At 54.7% G+C, this 17,412-nt stretch carries 10 protein-coding genes; 8 read left to right on the forward strand and 2 right to left on the reverse strand.

The window, feature by feature from the left end; translation table 11 throughout:
• The first annotated feature begins 291 nt into the window (after positions 1–291).
• Complete coding sequence (locus tag C2U43_RS16785) at positions 292–3,621, forward strand: diguanylate cyclase (RefSeq protein ID WP_103286005.1); 3,330 nt, start codon at positions 292–294, stop codon at positions 3,619–3,621.
• Here C2U43_RS16785 and alkA read toward each other — a convergent pair.
• Complete coding sequence (alkA, locus tag C2U43_RS16790; protein ID WP_103285530.1) at positions 3,589–4,458, reverse strand: DNA-3-methyladenine glycosylase 2; 870 nt, start codon at positions 4,456–4,458, stop codon at positions 3,589–3,591. The genes C2U43_RS16785 and alkA overlap by 33 nt on opposite strands.
• Before the next feature lie 136 nt (positions 4,459–4,594).
• Here alkA and yegD point away from each other — a divergent pair, with 136 nt between their 5' ends.
• Entirely contained in the window at positions 4,595–5,947 is a 1,353-nt protein-coding gene (gene yegD / locus C2U43_RS16795; RefSeq protein ID WP_020996657.1) for a molecular chaperone, read from the forward strand.
• 99 nt (positions 5,948–6,046) lie between these two features.
• On the opposite strand, the gene C2U43_RS29420 is transcribed toward yegD, so the two are convergent.
• Positions 6,047–6,106, reverse strand: coding sequence for a type I toxin-antitoxin system Ibs family toxin (locus tag C2U43_RS29420; protein WP_106672390.1), 60 nt, complete (start codon positions 6,104–6,106; stop codon positions 6,047–6,049).
• 279 nt (positions 6,107–6,385) lie between these two features.
• Between C2U43_RS29420 and C2U43_RS16800 the strand changes: the two genes are divergently transcribed.
• From C2U43_RS16800 to baeR, 6 genes are read left to right on the forward strand one after another with little or no spacing between them, the layout of a single operon-like run.
• Complete coding sequence (locus tag C2U43_RS16800) at positions 6,386–7,633, forward strand: MdtA/MuxA family multidrug efflux RND transporter periplasmic adaptor subunit (RefSeq protein ID WP_020996658.1); 1,248 nt, start codon at positions 6,386–6,388, stop codon at positions 7,631–7,633.
• Entirely contained in the window at positions 7,633–10,755 is a 3,123-nt protein-coding gene (locus C2U43_RS16805) for an MdtB/MuxB family multidrug efflux RND transporter permease subunit (protein WP_008785211.1), read from the forward strand. Before C2U43_RS16800 ends, C2U43_RS16805 begins: the two co-directional genes overlap by 1 nt.
• Positions 10,756–13,836, forward strand: a complete 3,081-nt coding sequence (mdtC, locus tag C2U43_RS16810) for a multidrug efflux RND transporter permease subunit MdtC (protein ID WP_103285531.1) — start codon at positions 10,756–10,758, stop codon at positions 13,834–13,836.
• Positions 13,833–15,245 (forward strand): MFS transporter, encoded by a 1,413-nt coding sequence (locus C2U43_RS16815; protein ID WP_003834276.1) that lies wholly within the window; start codon positions 13,833–13,835, stop codon positions 15,243–15,245. The genes mdtC and C2U43_RS16815 overlap by 4 nt, the downstream gene beginning before the upstream one ends.
• Positions 15,245–16,648 (forward strand): two-component system sensor histidine kinase BaeS, encoded by a 1,404-nt coding sequence (gene baeS, locus C2U43_RS16820; protein WP_003834277.1) that lies wholly within the window; start codon positions 15,245–15,247, stop codon positions 16,646–16,648. The genes C2U43_RS16815 and baeS overlap by 1 nt, the downstream gene beginning before the upstream one ends.
• On the forward strand, positions 16,645–17,367 hold the full coding sequence (baeR, locus tag C2U43_RS16825; RefSeq protein WP_032943946.1) for a two-component system response regulator BaeR: 723 nt from the start codon (positions 16,645–16,647) through the stop codon (positions 17,365–17,367). Before baeS ends, baeR begins: the two co-directional genes overlap by 4 nt.
• Positions 17,368–17,412: the final 45 nt, after the last annotated feature.

Raw genomic sequence — 17,412 nt, forward strand, 5'->3', positions numbered from 1 at the left:
GATGTAAGGAAGGGCGGCGCCGAAACGCCAAACGCGGCAATTATAGGGATTTCAGCGGCGCGATGCCACCCCAGGCTGCACCAATGCTGTCCCTGTCGCAAATTAAAATGGTCAGATTTAAAACAGCCGCTATATTTATTCACCTGCCTTAGGAATTAATAGCTTGGGAGTGTTAATTTATGAGCAGCTGGCGTATAAATTGTAAATTGTTTGTACTAGCATAATCCCAGATTAAATGTGATGCGTCCGGCATCTCTGCTGGGCGACAACGGCTATTTGGGTAGAGTGGTAATGAGTAAACAATCCCAACATGTTTTAGTTACCTTACCCCATCCTCTACTGCGCCTGGCCAGTTTAGGTCTGGTGGCTTTCATCTTTACGTTGTTCTCGCTGGAACTGTCACGTTACGGCGCACAGCTTGCGCCGCTATGGTTTCCAACCTCTATCATGATGGTGGCGTTTTACCGTCACGCTGGAAAGATGTGGCCGGGGATCGCGCTGGCTTGCTCATTCGGTAGCATCGGCGCCTCTTTGCTGTTCTTCCCGGGTGAGTCGCTTAACTTCACTTATACGGTCATTAATATTATTGAGGCTGTTGTTGGCGCAATGTTATTGCGTAAACTGCTGCCCTGGTACAATCCCTTACAAAATTTGAATGACTGGGCGCGCCTGGCATTTGGTAGTGCCGTTGTTCCGCCGCTGTTGGGCGGCATATTAATGTGGTTATTTTTACCGCATGAAACCTCGTTAACGTCTTTTTTCATTTGGGTGCTGTCAGAATCCATTGGCGCACTGGCGCTGGTGCCGCTGGGTTTGTTGTTTAAGCCGCATTATTTACTCCGCCACCGCAACCCACGCTTACTGCTTGAGACCCTGATTACCCTGCTGGTGACCTTAACGCTCAGTTGGCTGTCGATGATGTACATTCCGTGGCCATTTACCTGCGTTATTGTCCTGCTGATGTGGAGCGCTGTCCGTCTGCCGCGTATGGAGGCATTTTTAATATTCCTCAGCACCGTAATGATGGTTTCGCTGATGCTGGCCGCCGACCCTTCGCTGCTCTACACCCCTAAATTGACCGTATTGACCAGCATACCGTGGCTACCGTTTTTGATGATCCTGTTGCCCGCCAATATGATGACCATGGTGATGTACGCATTTCGAGCCGAACGCAAGCACATTTCAGAAAGCGAGTCACGCTTTCGCAACGCCATGGAATATTCCGCGATTGGCATGGCGTTAGTCGGTACCGAGGGGCAATGGTTACAGGCCAATAAAGCCTTATGTCAGTTTCTGGGCTATAGCCAGGAGGAGTTACGTTCACTGACCTTCCAGCAATTAACCTGGCCGGAAGATTTGAACAACGACATTGAACAGCTGAACATGCTGGCACGCGGAGAGATTAATAGCTATTCCATGGAAAAACGCTATTACACCCGTTCGGGCGACGTCGTCTGGGCGTTGCTGGCCGTTTCGTTGGTACGTCATAGCGACAATACCCCACTCTATTTTATCGCGCAGGTTGAGGACATTAACGACCTGAAGCATACCGAGTGGATTAACAAACGGTTGATGGAGCGCATTACCCTCGCCAATGAAGCCGGGGGGATTGGGATCTGGGAATGGGAACTCCAGCCTGACGTGATCAGCTGGGATAAACGGATGTTCGATCTCTACGAAGTTCCTGCGCATATCAAGCCCAGTTGGCAAGTCTGGTATGAGTGCGTGGTACCCGAAGATCGTGAGTACGCCGAAAATGTGATTCGTGACTCACTGGCCGCACGGGCTCCGTTTAAGCTTGAGTTTCGTATCGCGGTAAAAGATGGCATACGCCATATCCGCTCGTTGGCCAACCGGGTACTGAATAAAGACGGTGAAGTTGAACGCTTACTTGGTATCAATATGGATATGACCGAAGTCAAGCAGCTTAACGAAGCGCTGTTTCAGGAAAAAGAGCGCCTTCACATTACGCTGGATTCAATCGGCGAAGCGGTGATTTGTATTGATGTCGATATGAACGTGACCTTTATGAATCCGGTTGCTGAGAAAATGAGCGGCTGGCAGCAGGACAGTGCCATCGGCATTCCGCTATTGACGGTACTACATATTACTTTTGGCGAGAACGGTCCGCTGATGGAAAATATCTACAGTGCTGACATGTCACGTACGGCAATCGAACAGGAAGTGGTCCTGCATTGTCGTAACGGCAACAGTTATGACATTCAGTACAGCATCACGCCCCTCAGCACCCTCGACGGCGGCAGCATTGGCTCGGTGTTGGTTATTCAGGACGTCACAGAGTCGCGGAAGATGCTCCGCCAGCTTAGCTACAGCGCCTCGCATGATGACCTGACCCAGTTGGCAAACCGCGTCAGCTTCGAAAATCATCTAAAACAGTTACTGCATACGGTTCACGACACGCACCAACAGCATGCTTTGGTTTTTATCGATCTCGATCGTTTTAAAGCCGTAAACGATAGCGCCGGTCACGCCGCAGGCGATGCCCTGCTACGCGAACTCTCTTCACTGATGCTCAGCATGCTGCGTTCCAGCGATATGCTGGCGCGTCTTGGCGGTGACGAGTTTGGTCTGTTGCTACCAGATTGTAATATCGAAAGCGCCCGCTTTATCTCAGGTCGCATGATCAGCGCCATCAACGATTACCACTTTATGTGGGAAGGCCGGTTACACCGCATTGGCGCCAGTGCGGGGATTACGCTCATTGATGAAAAAAATCATGTCGCCAGCGACGTCATGTCTCAAGCGGATATTGCCTGTTATGCGGCGAAAAACAGTGGGCGTGGACGCGTCTGCGTTTATGAACCGCAGCAAAGCCAGGGTCATGCCGCGCGTAGTCAACTGACATTGGATGAGCAAAGACACAGCATTTTGCACAACCCAATGCTGATGATCGCCAGGGGCGTGGCCTCCCCGCGTATACCGGAGACGTTCAGCTTTTGGCTCCTCTCGCTACGTTTAGGGACAGCTGAAGGGGAGATTATTGAAGAACACGCTTTCCGTGCCGGGCTGGTCGATCCTACATTGAATCAGGCGCTTGACCGCCGGGTATTTACCGAATTCTTCCAGAGTGCTGCACCGGCCGTCGCCAGTAAGGGACTCAGCATTGCCCTGCCCCTTTCCGCCGCCGGGCTGCTGAATACAGAACTTGTTGACGAGCTGCTGGGGCAACTGCAAAGAAGTCCGTTATCACCACGACTGCTGCACCTGACCGTTCCGTCTAACGTGATAAAAACAAACCCAACGCAGGCTATATCCACACTACATCGACTGCGTCAGTGCGGATGTCGAATTATTCTAAGTCATGTCGGTCGCGATTTAGATCTTTTTGACAACCTGAAATATCACATGGTTGATTACCTGCTGCTCGACAGCGAGCTAAGCGCCAGCGTCCACGGTAACTTGATTGACGAAATGTGGGTGTCCATTATCCAGGGCCATGCTCAGCGTCTGGACATTAAAACCATCGCCGGCCCGGTGCAGTTGCCGCTGATCATGGATGCGCTTTCTGGCATCGGGATTGATATGATTTATGGCGATATCATTGCCGACGCCCAACCGCTGGACCTGTTACTGAATACCAGTAATTTCGCCATCAACTGACGGCTGCCAGCCATCCGTATACCAGATATGTAATAACGCATAGGAGCGCCAGGGTTTCCAGCGCTCTGCATACCGTCGGATCTGGGCCGGTGTCATGCCGGGAAAACGCTGCTTAATCAGATAATCATCCGGCAGAAAAACATCTTTCGCCTGCCAACCACGAAGCGCGAAATAGTTGGCGGTCCAGCGCCCTATCCCGGGAAACGTTTGTAGCTGCTTAACGCCTTGTTCGATATCGGCAGGGGCTGTTGTCGCGAGCGTTCCTTCAAGGGTTGCATGAGCCAGGTGAATCAACGCTTCAGCGCGTTTGAGCGGCATTCCTAACGCTTTCAGGTGCAGCGGATCGGCATTGGCAAGCGCTTCCGGCGTAGGAAAACACACATACTCGGGCGCATCCTCCAGCGCTTCCCCGTAAGCGTGCGCCACTTTCGCCGTCAGTTTCGCGGCCATCAATACGCTGACTAACTGCCCTAAAATCGCCCGCACCCCTTGCTCAAACGCATCGACACTGCCCGGCAGGCGCAGTCCCGGACGCGCCGCACCGAGGCTACCCAACGCGCCGATAATTTGCTGCGGGCAACAGCCCAGATCGAACAAGCGCGTTATTTTTGCCAGGCACTCGGAGGCGACCGGCTGTAACCCTGTGCTCAATGTCACGTGTAGCACGTTGGCGTGCAGATCCGGGACAACGCGCACCAGACCACGATGCTCCCCTACGGACAGGCTTCTGACATAGCTCAGTTCCTCTACGGTTTCGACACCGTCAACCGCACGGGCGGCAAGAAATCCCAGCATCCAGGGCCAGTCATAAGGCGGTTGCCAGCTCAGCGTGAACATTTAGTTTTCCTTTTTACGCAAACCTAAAGCATAAACGGTATTCAATCAGTACGCCTTGCTTTCATATTCCAGTTGTCGGGGCGTCAACTATTCGTTAAAGTCACGCCCCTTCTTCACTGGCATGGGGATTTTTACGGTGTTTATTGGTTTTGACTACGGTACGGCAAACTGTTCAGTGGCCGTTATGCGTGATGGGCAGCCTCACCTGCTCAAAATGGAAAATAACAGCACGTTGCTACCCTCAATGTTGTGCGCACCAACGCGCGAAGCGGTTAGCGAGTGGCTGTATCGCCATCACGACATCCCAACTACGGACGATGAAACGCAGGCGCTGCTTCGCCGTGCGATGCGCTACAACCGCGAAGAAGACATCGACGTTAACGCCAACAGCGTGCAGTTCGGTCTGGCATCGCTGGGTCAGTATATTGAAGACCCGGAAGAGGTGTACTTCGTTAAATCGCCAAAATCATTTTTGGGTGCCAGCGGTCTGAAGCCGCAGCAGGTTGCGCTGTTTGAAGATCTGGTCTGTGCAATGATGCTGCACATTCGCAACCAGGCGCAAAGCCAACTGCCGGAAGCTATCACTCAGGCCGTGATTGGTCGGCCCATCAACTTCCAGGGATTAGGTGGCGATGACGCCAACACCCAGGCGCAGGGTATTCTTGAACGTGCGGCCAAACGCGCCGGTTTTCAGGATGTCGTCTTCCAGTACGAGCCGGTAGCGGCGGGACTGGATTACGAAGCGACGCTGCAGGAAGAAAAACGCGTGTTGGTGGTGGATATTGGCGGGGGTACGACCGACTGTTCACTGCTGCTGATGGGGCCGCAATGGCATCAGCGTGCCGATCGCGAAAACAGCCTGCTGGGACACAGTGGCTGCCGCGTAGGCGGGAACGATCTGGATATCGCGCTGGCGTTTAAACACCTGATGCCACTGCTAGGTATGGGCGGTGAGACAGAAAAAGGTATCGCCTTACCGATTCTCCCGTGGTGGAACGCGGTCGCAATCAACGACGTTCCCGCGCAAAGTGATTTCTATAGCAGCGCCAACGGTCGACTGCTCAACGATCTTGTCCGCGACGCGAGAGAAGCCGATAAAGTCGCTCTGCTGCTTAAAGTCTGGCGCGAGCGTCTGAGCTATCGCCTGGTGCGCAGTGCAGAAGAGAGCAAAATCGCACTCTCCGACCAGACGATTGTAACGGCGGCGATACCGTTTATCAGCGACACGCTGGCAACCGATATCAGTCAACACGGACTGGAAGCTGCGCTCAATCAGCCCCTGGCGCGTATTCTCGAGCAGGTCCAGCTGGCGCTGGACAACGCACAGGAAAAACCAGACGTGATTTATCTGACCGGCGGCAGCGCGCGTTCGCCGCTGATTAAAAAAGCCCTCGCCCAGCAGCTTCCCGGGATCCCTATCGCGGGTGGCGATGACTTCGGTTCTGTCACCGCCGGACTGGCCCGCTGGGCTGACGTTGTTTTCCGCTAAGCCGCTCGCATGCTGAAAAGTGTGCGTATTGACATCATCCTTGCTGTGGCTTATTTTCAGGAGTGAGGGTTAGGGAAGGTTTCCCCTCCCCCTGGTGTCTTAGTAAGCCGGTAAGCTAATGACTAAGAGTATCACCAGTATGATGACGTACTTCATCATAACCCTTTCCTTATTTTGGCCCCTTCCTCGGGAGGGGCTTTCCCGTTCCAGCGTCCCGCTGAAATCTCTGGCTTTCCTCCTTTTTGCCTTGTCAGCACTCTATCGCACAATTGCGTATTCGCTATCTTCACCACCGATTGTTGCGTAACGCCTCGCAAAGCCGCGTCAGCATTCAGACGAATCCCGACAGTGTTTCATAATTCCTCCATTTTTCTCCCTTGTTCGCTGGCTAAACTAGTATCATTCCGCGAATCGTTTCAGGATGAGAAACTCATAACAATGAAAGGCAGTAATAAATCCCGCTGGGTGATAGCAATCGTGATCGTCGTGGCCGCCGTCGCCGCCATCTGGTTCTGGCAAAGCCGTAGCGCATCCCAGGGAACCGCACCGGGCGCAACCAAACCCGCGCAGCACACTGCGGGGTCAGGACGGCGTGGAATGCGCTCCGGACCGTTGGCTCCCGTGCAGGCTGCCACCGCCACCGAGGAAGCCGTGCCACGTTACCTGACAGGGCTGGGGACCGTTACTGCCGCAAATACCGCCACGGTGCGTAGTCGGGTGGATGGTCAACTCATCGCCTTACACTTTGAGGAAGGACAACAGGTAAAAGCCGGCGACCTGCTGGCAGAGATAGATCCCAGCCAGTTCAAAGTTGCTCTGGCTCAGGCGCAGGGACAACTGGCAAAAGATAAAGCCACGCTGGCGAATGCCCGTCGCGATCTTGCCCGCTATCAACAGTTGGTTAAAACCAATCTGGTCTCCCGCCAGGAGCTGGACGCACAGCAAGCGCTGGTCAATGAGACGTTAGGCACAATCAAAGCAGATGAAGCCAGCGTCGCCAGCGCTCAGTTGCAGCTCGACTGGAGCCGGATAACCGCACCTGTCGATGGTCGTGTCGGCCTGAAACAGGTCGATGTCGGTAACCAAATATCCAGCGGCGATACCACCGGAATCGTCGTCATTACGCAAACGCATCCCATCGACCTGATATTTACGTTGCCTGAAAACGACATTGCTACCGTGTTGCAGGCACAAAAATCGGGGAGCCAGCTGAAGGTCGAAGCCTGGGACCGAACCAATTCGCAAAAGCTGAGCGAAGGCGTCCTGCTCAGTCTCGACAATCAGATTGATGCCACCACCGGAACAATCAAAGTAAAGGCTCGTTTTAACAATCAGGATGATGCTTTATTCCCTAACCAGTTCGTTAACGCCCGCATGCTGGTCGACACACAACAAAATGCCGTTGTGATCCCAACTGCCGCCCTGCAAATGGGTAACGAAGGCCACTTTGTCTGGGTACTGAATAGCGACAATAAAGTGAGCAAACACCTGGTTAAACCGGGTATTCAGGATAGCCAAAAAGTGGTGATTGCCGCCGGGCTTTCTGCGGGCGATCGGGTCGTGACCGACGGGATTGACCGTCTGACGGAAGGCGCAAAAGTCGAAGTCGTTGAGGCGCACGACGCCTCTGTTTCCGACGAGAAAACAGCGCCACGCGGATACGGCAAAAAAGGAGCTAACTCCTGATGCAGGTGTTACCTCCGGACAACACAGGCGGACCATCGCGCCTGTTTATTCTGCGCCCCGTCGCCACCACGCTGCTGATGGTCGCGATTTTGCTTGCCGGAATTATCGGTTATCGCTTCCTGCCAATCGCCGCCTTACCTGAAGTGGATTACCCCACGATTCAGGTCGTTACGCTCTACCCTGGCGCCAGCCCGGACGTCATGACCTCGGCGGTAACCGCGCCGCTTGAACGCCAGTTTGGACAGATGTCTGGCTTAAAACAGATGTCATCACAAAGCTCCGGTGGCGCATCGGTCGTTACGTTACAGTTTCAACTGACGCTCCCGTTGGATGTTGCCGAGCAGGAAGTTCAGGCCGCGATTAACGCCGCCACCAATTTATTACCCAGCGATCTCCCTAACCCTCCGGTCTACAGCAAGGTAAACCCGGCAGATCCACCGATCATGACGCTGGCGGTCACATCCAGCGCCATGCCGATGACGCAGGTGGAAGATATGGTCGAAACCCGCGTCGCGCAGAAAATCTCTCAGGTCTCCGGCGTGGGTCTGGTAACACTTTCTGGTGGGCAACGTCCGGCGGTCCGCGTGAAGCTTAACGCTCAGGCTATTGCCGCACTCGGTCTGACCAGCGAAACCATCCGTACGGCCATTACCGGTGCCAACGTCAATTCGGCAAAAGGGAGTCTTGATGGCCCAACGCGTGCCGTTACCCTTTCAGCCAACGACCAGATGCAGTCCGCGGATGAATATCGTCAGCTCATTGTTGCCTATAAAAACGGTGCGCCGGTTCGTCTGGGCGATGTCGCCACCGTCGAACAAGGGGCCGAAAACAGCTGGCTGGGCGCATGGGCCAATAAGCAACAAGCTATAGTGATGAATGTTCAGCGTCAGCCTGGCGCGAACATCATCTCCACGGCAGACAGTATCCGCCAGATGCTGCCGCAGCTCACCGAGAGCCTGCCCAAATCGGTTAAGGTCAGCGTACTTTCCGATCGTACAACCAATATTCGTGCGTCCGTAGCGGATACCCAATTTGAGTTGATGCTGGCGATTGCGCTGGTAGTCATGATTATCTACCTGTTTTTGCGCAATATTCCGGCAACTATTATTCCTGCGGTCGCCGTACCGTTATCGTTAATCGGTACTTTCGCGGTGATGGTATTTCTTGATTTCTCCATCAATAACCTGACCCTCATGGCGCTAACCATTGCGACAGGTTTTGTGGTGGATGACGCTATCGTGGTTATCGAGAATATTTCACGCTATATCGAAAAAGGAGAAAAACCGCTGACTGCTGCCCTGAAGGGGGCGGGCGAGATTGGTTTTACCATCATCTCTCTGACATTTTCACTGATCGCCGTACTGATCCCACTGCTGTTTATGGGTGATATCGTAGGTCGATTATTCCGGGAGTTCGCTGTGACGCTGGCCGTGGCGATTCTGATTTCCGCCGTTGTCTCGCTCACTCTTACGCCGATGATGTGCGCGCGTATGCTGAATCAGGCCTCATTGCGTAAGCAAAACCGCTTCTCCCGTGCCTCAGAGCGCATGTTTGATCGCGTTATTGCCGGGTACGGCCACTGGCTGGCGAAAGTGCTCAACCATCCGTGGCTCACGCTGAGCGTTGCGCTCGGCACGCTGGCGCTGAGCGTTATGCTATGGGTCTTTATCCCCAAAGGCTTCTTTCCGATCCAGGATAACGGCATTATCCAGGGCACGCTGCAGGCACCGCAGTCCAGCTCATTTGCCAGCATGGCCCAGCGCCAGCGTCAGGTTTCAGATGTCATTCTGAAAGATCCGGCGGTAGAAAGCCTGACCGCTTTTGTCGGTGTGGACGGCACTAATACGGCATTGAACAGCGCGCGCTTACAAATCAACCTTAAGCCGCTGGATGAACGCGACGATCGGGTGCAGAAAGTGATTGCGCGCTTACAAGACGCGGTTGACAGAGTTCCCGGCGTTGACCTCTATCTTCAGCCCACTCAGGACCTGACGATTGATACTCAGGTCAGCCGGACGCAATATCAGTTCACGCTGCAAGCGACATCCCTTGATGCCCTCAGCACCTGGGTTCCACAGCTGATAGCAAAACTAAATCAGCTACCGCAACTGTCCGATGTCAGTAGCGACTGGCAGGACAAAGGGCTGGTAGCATATGTGAACGTCAATCGTGACAGCGCCAGCCGTTTGGGCATCAGCATGTCAGATGTCGACAACGCCCTGTACAACGCCTTCGGCCAGCGACTGATTTCAACCATCTACACCCAGGCAAATCAGTATCGCGTGGTGTTAGAACATGACACCAACAATACGCCAGGGCTTGCGGCACTGGATACAATACGTCTGACCAGTAGCGACGGCGGCATAGTACCGCTCAGCGCGATCGCCAGTGTTGAACAGCGTTTTGCCCCGCTGTCGATTAACCACCTCGATCAGTTCCCGGTCACCACCATCTCGTTCAACGTGCCAGACGAGTGGTCGCTGGGTGATGCGGTACAGGCCATTCTGGATACCGAAAAAACGCTTAACCTGCCCGCCAATATTACCACCCAGTTCCAGGGCAGCACGCTCGCCTTCCAGGCCGCGCTGGGAAATACCATCTGGTTGATTGTGGCTGCGGTTGTCGCGATGTATATCGTCCTCGGCGTGCTGTATGAGAGCTTTATTCACCCAATTACTATTCTCTCCACGCTGCCGACGGCGGGCGTCGGGGCGCTTCTGGCGTTAATGATTGCCGGGAGCGAACTGGACGTCATCGCGATTATCGGCATTATTTTGCTCATCGGTATCGTTAAGAAAAACGCCATCATGATGATCGACTTTGCCCTTGCCGCGGAGCGCGAACAGGGAATGTCACCACGCGATGCCATTTTCCAGGCTTGTCTGCTGCGTTTTCGCCCGATCCTGATGACTACACTGGCGGCACTGCTCGGCGCGTTGCCGCTGATGTTGAGTACCGGCGTGGGCGCAGAGTTACGTCGTCCATTAGGTATTGGCATGGTCGGTGGGCTGCTGGTGAGTCAGGTATTAACCCTGTTTACCACCCCGGTGATTTATCTGCTGTTTGACCGTCTGTCGTTGTACGTGAAAAGCCGCTTCCCGCGTCAGGAAGAGGAAGCGTAAATGAAATTTTTCGCGCTTTTCATTCATCGTCCGGTGGCGACCATTCTCATTTCGGTAGCCATCACCCTGTGCGGCATACTCGGATTTCGTCTGCTGCCGGTCGCTCCGCTACCGCAGGTGGATTTTCCGGTGATCATGGTCAGCGCATCGTTACCGGGTGCCTCACCCGAAACGATGGCGTCCTCGGTCGCAACTCCGCTGGAGCGCTCGCTGGGGCGCATTGCGGGCGTGAACGAAATGACTTCGAGCAGTTCACTTGGCAGTACGCGTATTATTCTCGAATTCAAATTCGACCGTGACATCAATGGCGCGGCGCGGGACGTTCAGGCCGCAATTAACGCCGCGCAAAGTCTGCTACCCAGCGGGATGCCGAGCCGACCAACGTATCGCAAAGCCAACCCTTCCGATGCGCCAATCATGATCCTGACGCTAACATCGGACACGTACTCGCAAGGTGAATTGTACGATTTCGCATCAACACAACTGGCGCAGACCATCGCACAGATCGACGGCGTGGGCGACGTGGACGTTGGAGGCAGCTCACTGCCTGCGGTGCGTGTAGGGCTTAATCCGCAGGCGCTGTTTAACCAGGGCGTGTCGCTGGACGACGTGCGTAGCGCAATTGACAACGCCAACGTGCGTAAGCCGCAGGGCACTGTCGAGAATGATACCCACCGCTGGCAGGTCCAAACCAACGATGAGCTGAAAACCGCCGCCGAATACCAGCCGATTATCATCCACTACAATAACGGCGCGGCGGTGCGACTGGGCGACGTTGCGTCTGTAACCGACTCGGTGCAGGACGTACGCAACGCGGGGATGACCAATGCCAAACCGGCCATTCTGCTGATGATCCGCAAGCTACCGGAAGCCAATATTATTCAGACGGTAGACAGCATTCGCGCCAAATTGCCGGAGCTACAAACGCTGGTCCCGGCCGCTATCGATCTGCAAATAGCCCAGGACCGCTCGCCGACTATTCGCGCCTCGCTGGAAGAAGTCGAACAGACGCTGATTATCTCCGTGGCGCTGGTTATCCTGGTGGTCTTTATTTTCCTGCGCTCCGGGCGCGCGACGCTGATCCCCGCGGTAGCTGTTCCGGTCTCGCTGATCGGTACCTTTGCCGCCATGTATCTGTGCGGATTCAGCCTGAACAACCTGTCGTTGATGGCGTTAACCATTGCCACGGGATTTGTCGTCGATGACGCCATCGTGGTGCTGGAAAATATTGCCCGCCACCTGGAAGCAGGAATGAAGCCGCTCCAGGCGGCGTTACAGGGTACACGCGAAGTGGGATTCACCGTGCTCTCCATGAGTCTGTCGCTGGTGGCGGTATTCCTGCCACTGCTGTTAATGGGCGGATTGCCTGGGCGCTTGCTACGCGAATTTGCCGTCACGCTGTCGGTTGCTATCGGTATCTCGCTGCTGGTGTCGCTGACATTAACGCCAATGATGTGCGGCTGGATGCTCAAATCCAGCACCCCGCGCGAACAGTCTCGCAAACGGGGTTTTGGTCGTATGCTGGTGGCGCTGCAACAGAGTTACGGTACCTCGCTTAAATGGGTGCTGCGCCATACGCGGCTGGTAGGCGTGGTGTTACTCGGTGCCATTGCGCTGAATATCTGGCTTTATATTTCCATCCCCAAAACCTTCTTCCCGGAGCAGGATACGGGTGTATTGATGGGTGGGATCCAGGCCGACCAGAGCATCTCATTTCAGGCCATGCGCGGCAAACTGCAGGACTTTATGAAGATCATCCGCGACGACCCGGCGGTGAATAACGTCACCGGTTTTACCGGTGGTTCGCGGGTCAACAGCGGGATGATGTTTATTACCCTCAAGCCACGTGATGAGCGCCATGAAACGGCTCAGCAGGTGATCGACCGCCTGCGCGTCGCGCTTTCAAAAGAGCCAGGTGCGAATCTGTTTTTAATGGCGGTGCAAGATATTCGCGTTGGTGGACGCCAGGCCAACGCCAGCTATCAATACACATTGCTGTCCGACGATCTCGCGGCGCTGCGTGAGTGGGAACCGAAGATCCGTAAGGCGCTTGCCGCACTGCCCCAACTGGCAGACGTCAACTCCGATCAGCAGGACAATGGCGCGGAGATGAATCTGATTTACGATCGCGACACCATGTCTCGTCTGGGGATCGACGTGGCAGCCGCCAACAGCCTGTTGAATAATGCTTTCGGACAACGACAGATCTCTACCATCTATCAGCCGATGAACCAGTACAAAGTGGTGATGGAGGTCGATCGACGTTACACCCAGGACATCAGCGCACTGGACAAAATGTTCGTCATCAACAATGACGGTAAAGCGATCCCGTTATCGTACTTTGCTAAATGGCAGCCGGCGAATGCGCCACTGTCTGTGAACCATCAGGGCTTGTCTGCCGCCTCAACCGTGTCGTTTAACCTGCCGACAGGTTCTTCACTGTCAGAAGCGACAGAGGCCATCAACAGAACCATGACCCAGCTCGGCGTCCCTTCCACGGTTCGCGGTAGCTTTGCCGGTACCGCACAGGTATTTCAGGACACCATGAATTCGCAGGTGATCCTGATTATCGCCGCCATCGCCACGGTCTATATCGTGCTGGGTATGCTGTATGAAAGCTATGTCCATCCGCTGACCATTCTCTCCACGCTACCTTCGGCTGGCGTCGGGGCGTTGCTGGCGCTGGAACTGTTCAATGCCCCATTCAGCCTAATCGCCCTGATAGGGATCATGCTATTAATTGGCATTGTGAAGAAAAACGCCATCATGATGGTCGATTTTGCGCTGGAAGCGCAGAGAAACGGCAAGCTACAGCCGGAAGAAGCTATTTTCCAGGCCTGCCTGTTGCGCTTTCGCCCAATAATGATGACCACGCTGGCGGCGTTGTTTGGCGCGTTGCCGTTGGTGTTATCCGCAGGAGATGGCTCTGAACTGCGTCAGCCTTTGGGGATAACCATTGTCGGTGGGCTGGTCGTGAGCCAGCTCCTGACGCTGTACACCACACCCGTGGTCTATCTCTTTTTCGACCGTCTGCGTCTGCGTTTTTCGCGTAAAAACAGCAAACCGGTAGCAGAGTTATGACAGAACTTCCCGACAGCACCCGCTGGCAACTTTGGATTGTGGCATTTGGCTTTTTTATGCAGTCGCTGGATACCACCATCGTTAACACCGCGCTTCCCTCGATGGCGGCAAGCCTCGGGGAAAGCCCGTTACACATGCATATGGTCATTGTGTCATATGTTTTAACTGTTGCCGTGATGCTGCCCGCCAGCGGATGGCTGGCGGACAAAGTTGGCGTGCGTAATATCTTCTTCACCGCCATCATCCTGTTTACGCTTGGCTCGCTGTTTTGTGCCGGGTCTAGCACGCTCAACGAGCTGGTGATGGCGCGCGTCTTACAAGGCGTTGGCGGCGCGATGATGGTGCCGGTCGGCAGGCTAACGGTGATGAAAATCGTCCCGCGTGAGCAATATATGGCGGCAATGACGTTTGTCACTTTACCCGGTCAAATCGGCCCGCTGCTGGGCCCAGCGTTAGGCGGGATTCTGGTTGAATACGCCTCCTGGCACTGGATATTTTTGATTAACATTCCGGTAGGCATTGTCGGCGCAATAGCGACGTTAATGCTGATGCCCAACTACACCATGCAAACCCGACGTTTCGACCTCTCTGGGTTCGCGATGCTGGCGGTCGGCATGGCGGTACTGACGCTGGCGCTCGATGGCAGCAAAGGAACCGGCCTCTCCAGTATCACGCTGGCGGCGTTGGTTATCTGCGGGGTGTTGGCTATTGCGCTGTATCTGAAACACGCCCATCGTAATCCACGTGCGCTATTCAGCCTGAATCTGTTTCGCACACCAACCTTCTCGCTAGGTCTGTTCGGCAGTTTTGCCGGACGCATCGGCAGCGGCATGTTGCCGTTTATGACACCGGTGTTTTTACAGATTGGCCTCGGTTTTTCACCTTTTCATGCCGGGCTGATGATGATCCCGATGGTGCTGGGCAGTATGGGCATGAAGCGCATTGTGGTGCAGGTCGTTAACCGCTTTGGTTACCGTCGTGTGCTGATTACCACTACGCTTGGCCTGTCGCTGGTCAGTCTGTTGCTAATGACCACGGCACTGCTGGGCTGGTATTACGCCCTGCCCTTCGTGCTGTTTTTACAGGGAATGGTCAACTCAACGCGTTTTTCATCCATGAACACGCTTACGTTAAAAGATCTGCCTGACGATCTGGCCAGCAGCGGTAACAGCCTGCTGTCGATGATCATGCAGCTGTCGATGAGTATTGGTGTGACCATCGCAGGCCTGCTGCTGGGCATGTTCGGCCAACAGCATATCGCCATCGACAGCGGAAGTACGCATACCGTCTTTATGTATACCTGGCTGTGCATCGCCTTCATTATTGCGCTGCCCGCCATTATTTTTGCCCGCGTGCCGAACGACACGCAAACCAACGCGGTGATTTCACGGCGCAAAAGGAGCACCTGATGAAGTTCTGGCGGCCCGGTATCACCGGCAAACTGTTTCTGGCGATTTTCGCCACCTGCATTGTGTTGCTGATCAGCATGCACTGGGCCGTACGCATTAGCTTCGAACGTGGTTTTATTGACTATATCAAGCACGGCAACGAGCAGCGGCTGCAAATGCTCAGCGACGCATTAAGCGAGCAGTACGAGCAACATGGCAACTGGCGATTCTTACGCAATAACGATCGTTTTGTTTTCCAGATCCTGCGCTCTTTTGAACACGACAACGACGATGATAAACCGGGTCCAGGCATGCCGCCGCACGGCTGGCGTACACAGTTTTGGGTTGTCGACCAAAACGCCCGTGTGCTTGTCGGCCCGCGCGGCCCAGTTCCTCGCGACGGCATGCGCCATCCCATACGCGTTAACGGTAGCGAAGTGGGCGCCGTGATTGCCTCTCCTGTGGAACGCTTAACGCGGAATACGGATATCAATTTCGACATGCAGCAACGACGATCCAGTTGGCTTATCGTTGCGCTCTCCACGATCCTGGCCGCGCTGGCGACGTTTACGCTGGCGCGCAGCCTGCTGGCCCCGGTTAAGCGGTTGGTGGAAGGCACGCACAAACTGGCAGCGGGCGATTTCACCACTCGCGTTACGCCAACCAGTACGGATGAGCTGGGCAAGCTGGCGCAGGACTTCAACCAGCTCGCCAGTACACTGGAAAAAAACCAGCAGATGCGTCGTGACTTTATGGCCGATATTTCTCACGAACTGCGTACGCCGTTGGCGGTGTTGCGCGGTGAACTGGAGGCCATTCAGGATGGTGTCCGCCAGTTTACCCCTGACTCCGTTGCCTCGTTGCAGGCTGAAGTCGGTACGCTCACCAAACTGGTTGACGACCTTCATCAGCTCTCCATGTCAGATGAAGGCGCGCTGGCCTACCAGAAAACATCGCTGGACCTCATCCCCCTATTGGAAGTGGCAAGCGGCGCATTTCGTGAACGCTTCGCCAGCCGTGGATTGACCATACAGCTTTCGCTCCCCGACAGCATGACGGTATTTGGTGACAGGGATCGTCTGATGCAGCTGTTCAACAACCTGCTGGAAAACAGTCTGCGCTACACCGATAGCGGTGGCGGGTTGCATATCAGCGCCGAACAACGCGAACGCATGGTGTTATTAACCTTCGCTGATTCCGCTCCCGGCGTAAGTGACGAGCAGTTACAGAAGCTGTTTGAACGATTTTATCGCACCGAAGGCTCGCGCAACCGCGCCAGCGGAGGTTCCGGGTTGGGGCTGGCGATTTGCGTCAATATCGTACAAGCGCATAATGGTCTAATCCGCGCCGCCCATTCGCCTTTTGGTGGGGTTAGCATTACAGTAGAGTTACCGCTGGAACGCGATTTACAGAGAGATGTATGACTGAGTTACCCATTGATGAAAACACACCACGTATTCTGATCGTGGAAGATGAGCCTAAGCTGGGGCAACTGCTGATCGACTACCTGCGAGCAGCGAGCTATGCCCCTACGCTGATCAACCACGGCGACCTGGTTCTGCCTTACGTGCGCCAAACGCCGCCCGATCTGATCTTGTTGGATCTGATGCTGCCCGGTACCGACGGTCTGACTCTGTGTCGGGAAATCCGCCGCTTCTCAGAAGTCCCCATCATGATGGTAACCGCTAAAATCGAAGAGATTGATCGCCTGCTGGGGCTGGAGATCGGTGCTGATGATTATATTTGTAAACCTTACAGCCCGCGCGAAGTTGTCGCGCGCGTAAAAACGATCCTGCGTCGTTGCAAACCGCAGCGCGAACTGCAACAAATGGATGCAGACAGCCCGCTTATCGTCGATGAAGGCCGTTTTCAGGCCTCCTGGCGTGGGAAGATGCTCGATTTAACGCCCGCCGAATTCCGCTTACTTAAAACGTTGTCACATGAGCCGGGAAAAGTGTTCTCCCGTGAACAGTTGCTCAATCATCTCTATGACGATTACCGCGTCGTTACCGACCGCACCATCGACAGCCATATTAAGAACCTGCGACGCAAGCTGGAGTCGCTGGATGCCGAGCAGTCGTTTATCCGCGCGGTCTATGGCGTGGGGTATCGCTGGGAAGCCGACGCCTGCCGAATTGCTTAAACTCTCCTGCACTTCAGGGCTCCGCTGCTCCGTGAGCCCTGGTAA

This window comes from Citrobacter freundii complex sp. CFNIH9 (genome assembly GCF_002903305.1).
In the GTDB taxonomy this organism is placed as follows: Bacteria; Pseudomonadota; Gammaproteobacteria; order Enterobacterales; family Enterobacteriaceae; genus Citrobacter; species Citrobacter portucalensis.

What these genes read in the sequence shown, in the direction of transcription:
- C2U43_RS16785 (WP_103286005.1), top strand. Translation starts at nt 292, where the DNA reads ATGAGTAAACAATCCCAACATGTTTTAGTTACCTTACCCCATCCTCTA.
- alkA (WP_103285530.1), bottom strand. Translation starts at nt 4,458, where the DNA reads ATGTTCACGCTGAGCTGGCAACCGCCTTATGACTGGCCCTGGATGCTG.
- C2U43_RS16800 (WP_020996658.1), top strand. Translation starts at nt 6,386, where the DNA reads ATGAAAGGCAGTAATAAATCCCGCTGGGTGATAGCAATCGTGATCGTC.
- C2U43_RS16805 (WP_008785211.1), top strand. Translation starts at nt 7,633, where the DNA reads ATGCAGGTGTTACCTCCGGACAACACAGGCGGACCATCGCGCCTGTTT.
- mdtC (WP_103285531.1), top strand. Translation starts at nt 10,756, where the DNA reads ATGAAATTTTTCGCGCTTTTCATTCATCGTCCGGTGGCGACCATTCTC.
- C2U43_RS16815 (WP_003834276.1), top strand. Translation starts at nt 13,833, where the DNA reads ATGACAGAACTTCCCGACAGCACCCGCTGGCAACTTTGGATTGTGGCA.
- baeS (WP_003834277.1), top strand. Translation starts at nt 15,245, where the DNA reads ATGAAGTTCTGGCGGCCCGGTATCACCGGCAAACTGTTTCTGGCGATT.
- baeR (WP_032943946.1), top strand. Translation starts at nt 16,645, where the DNA reads ATGACTGAGTTACCCATTGATGAAAACACACCACGTATTCTGATCGTG.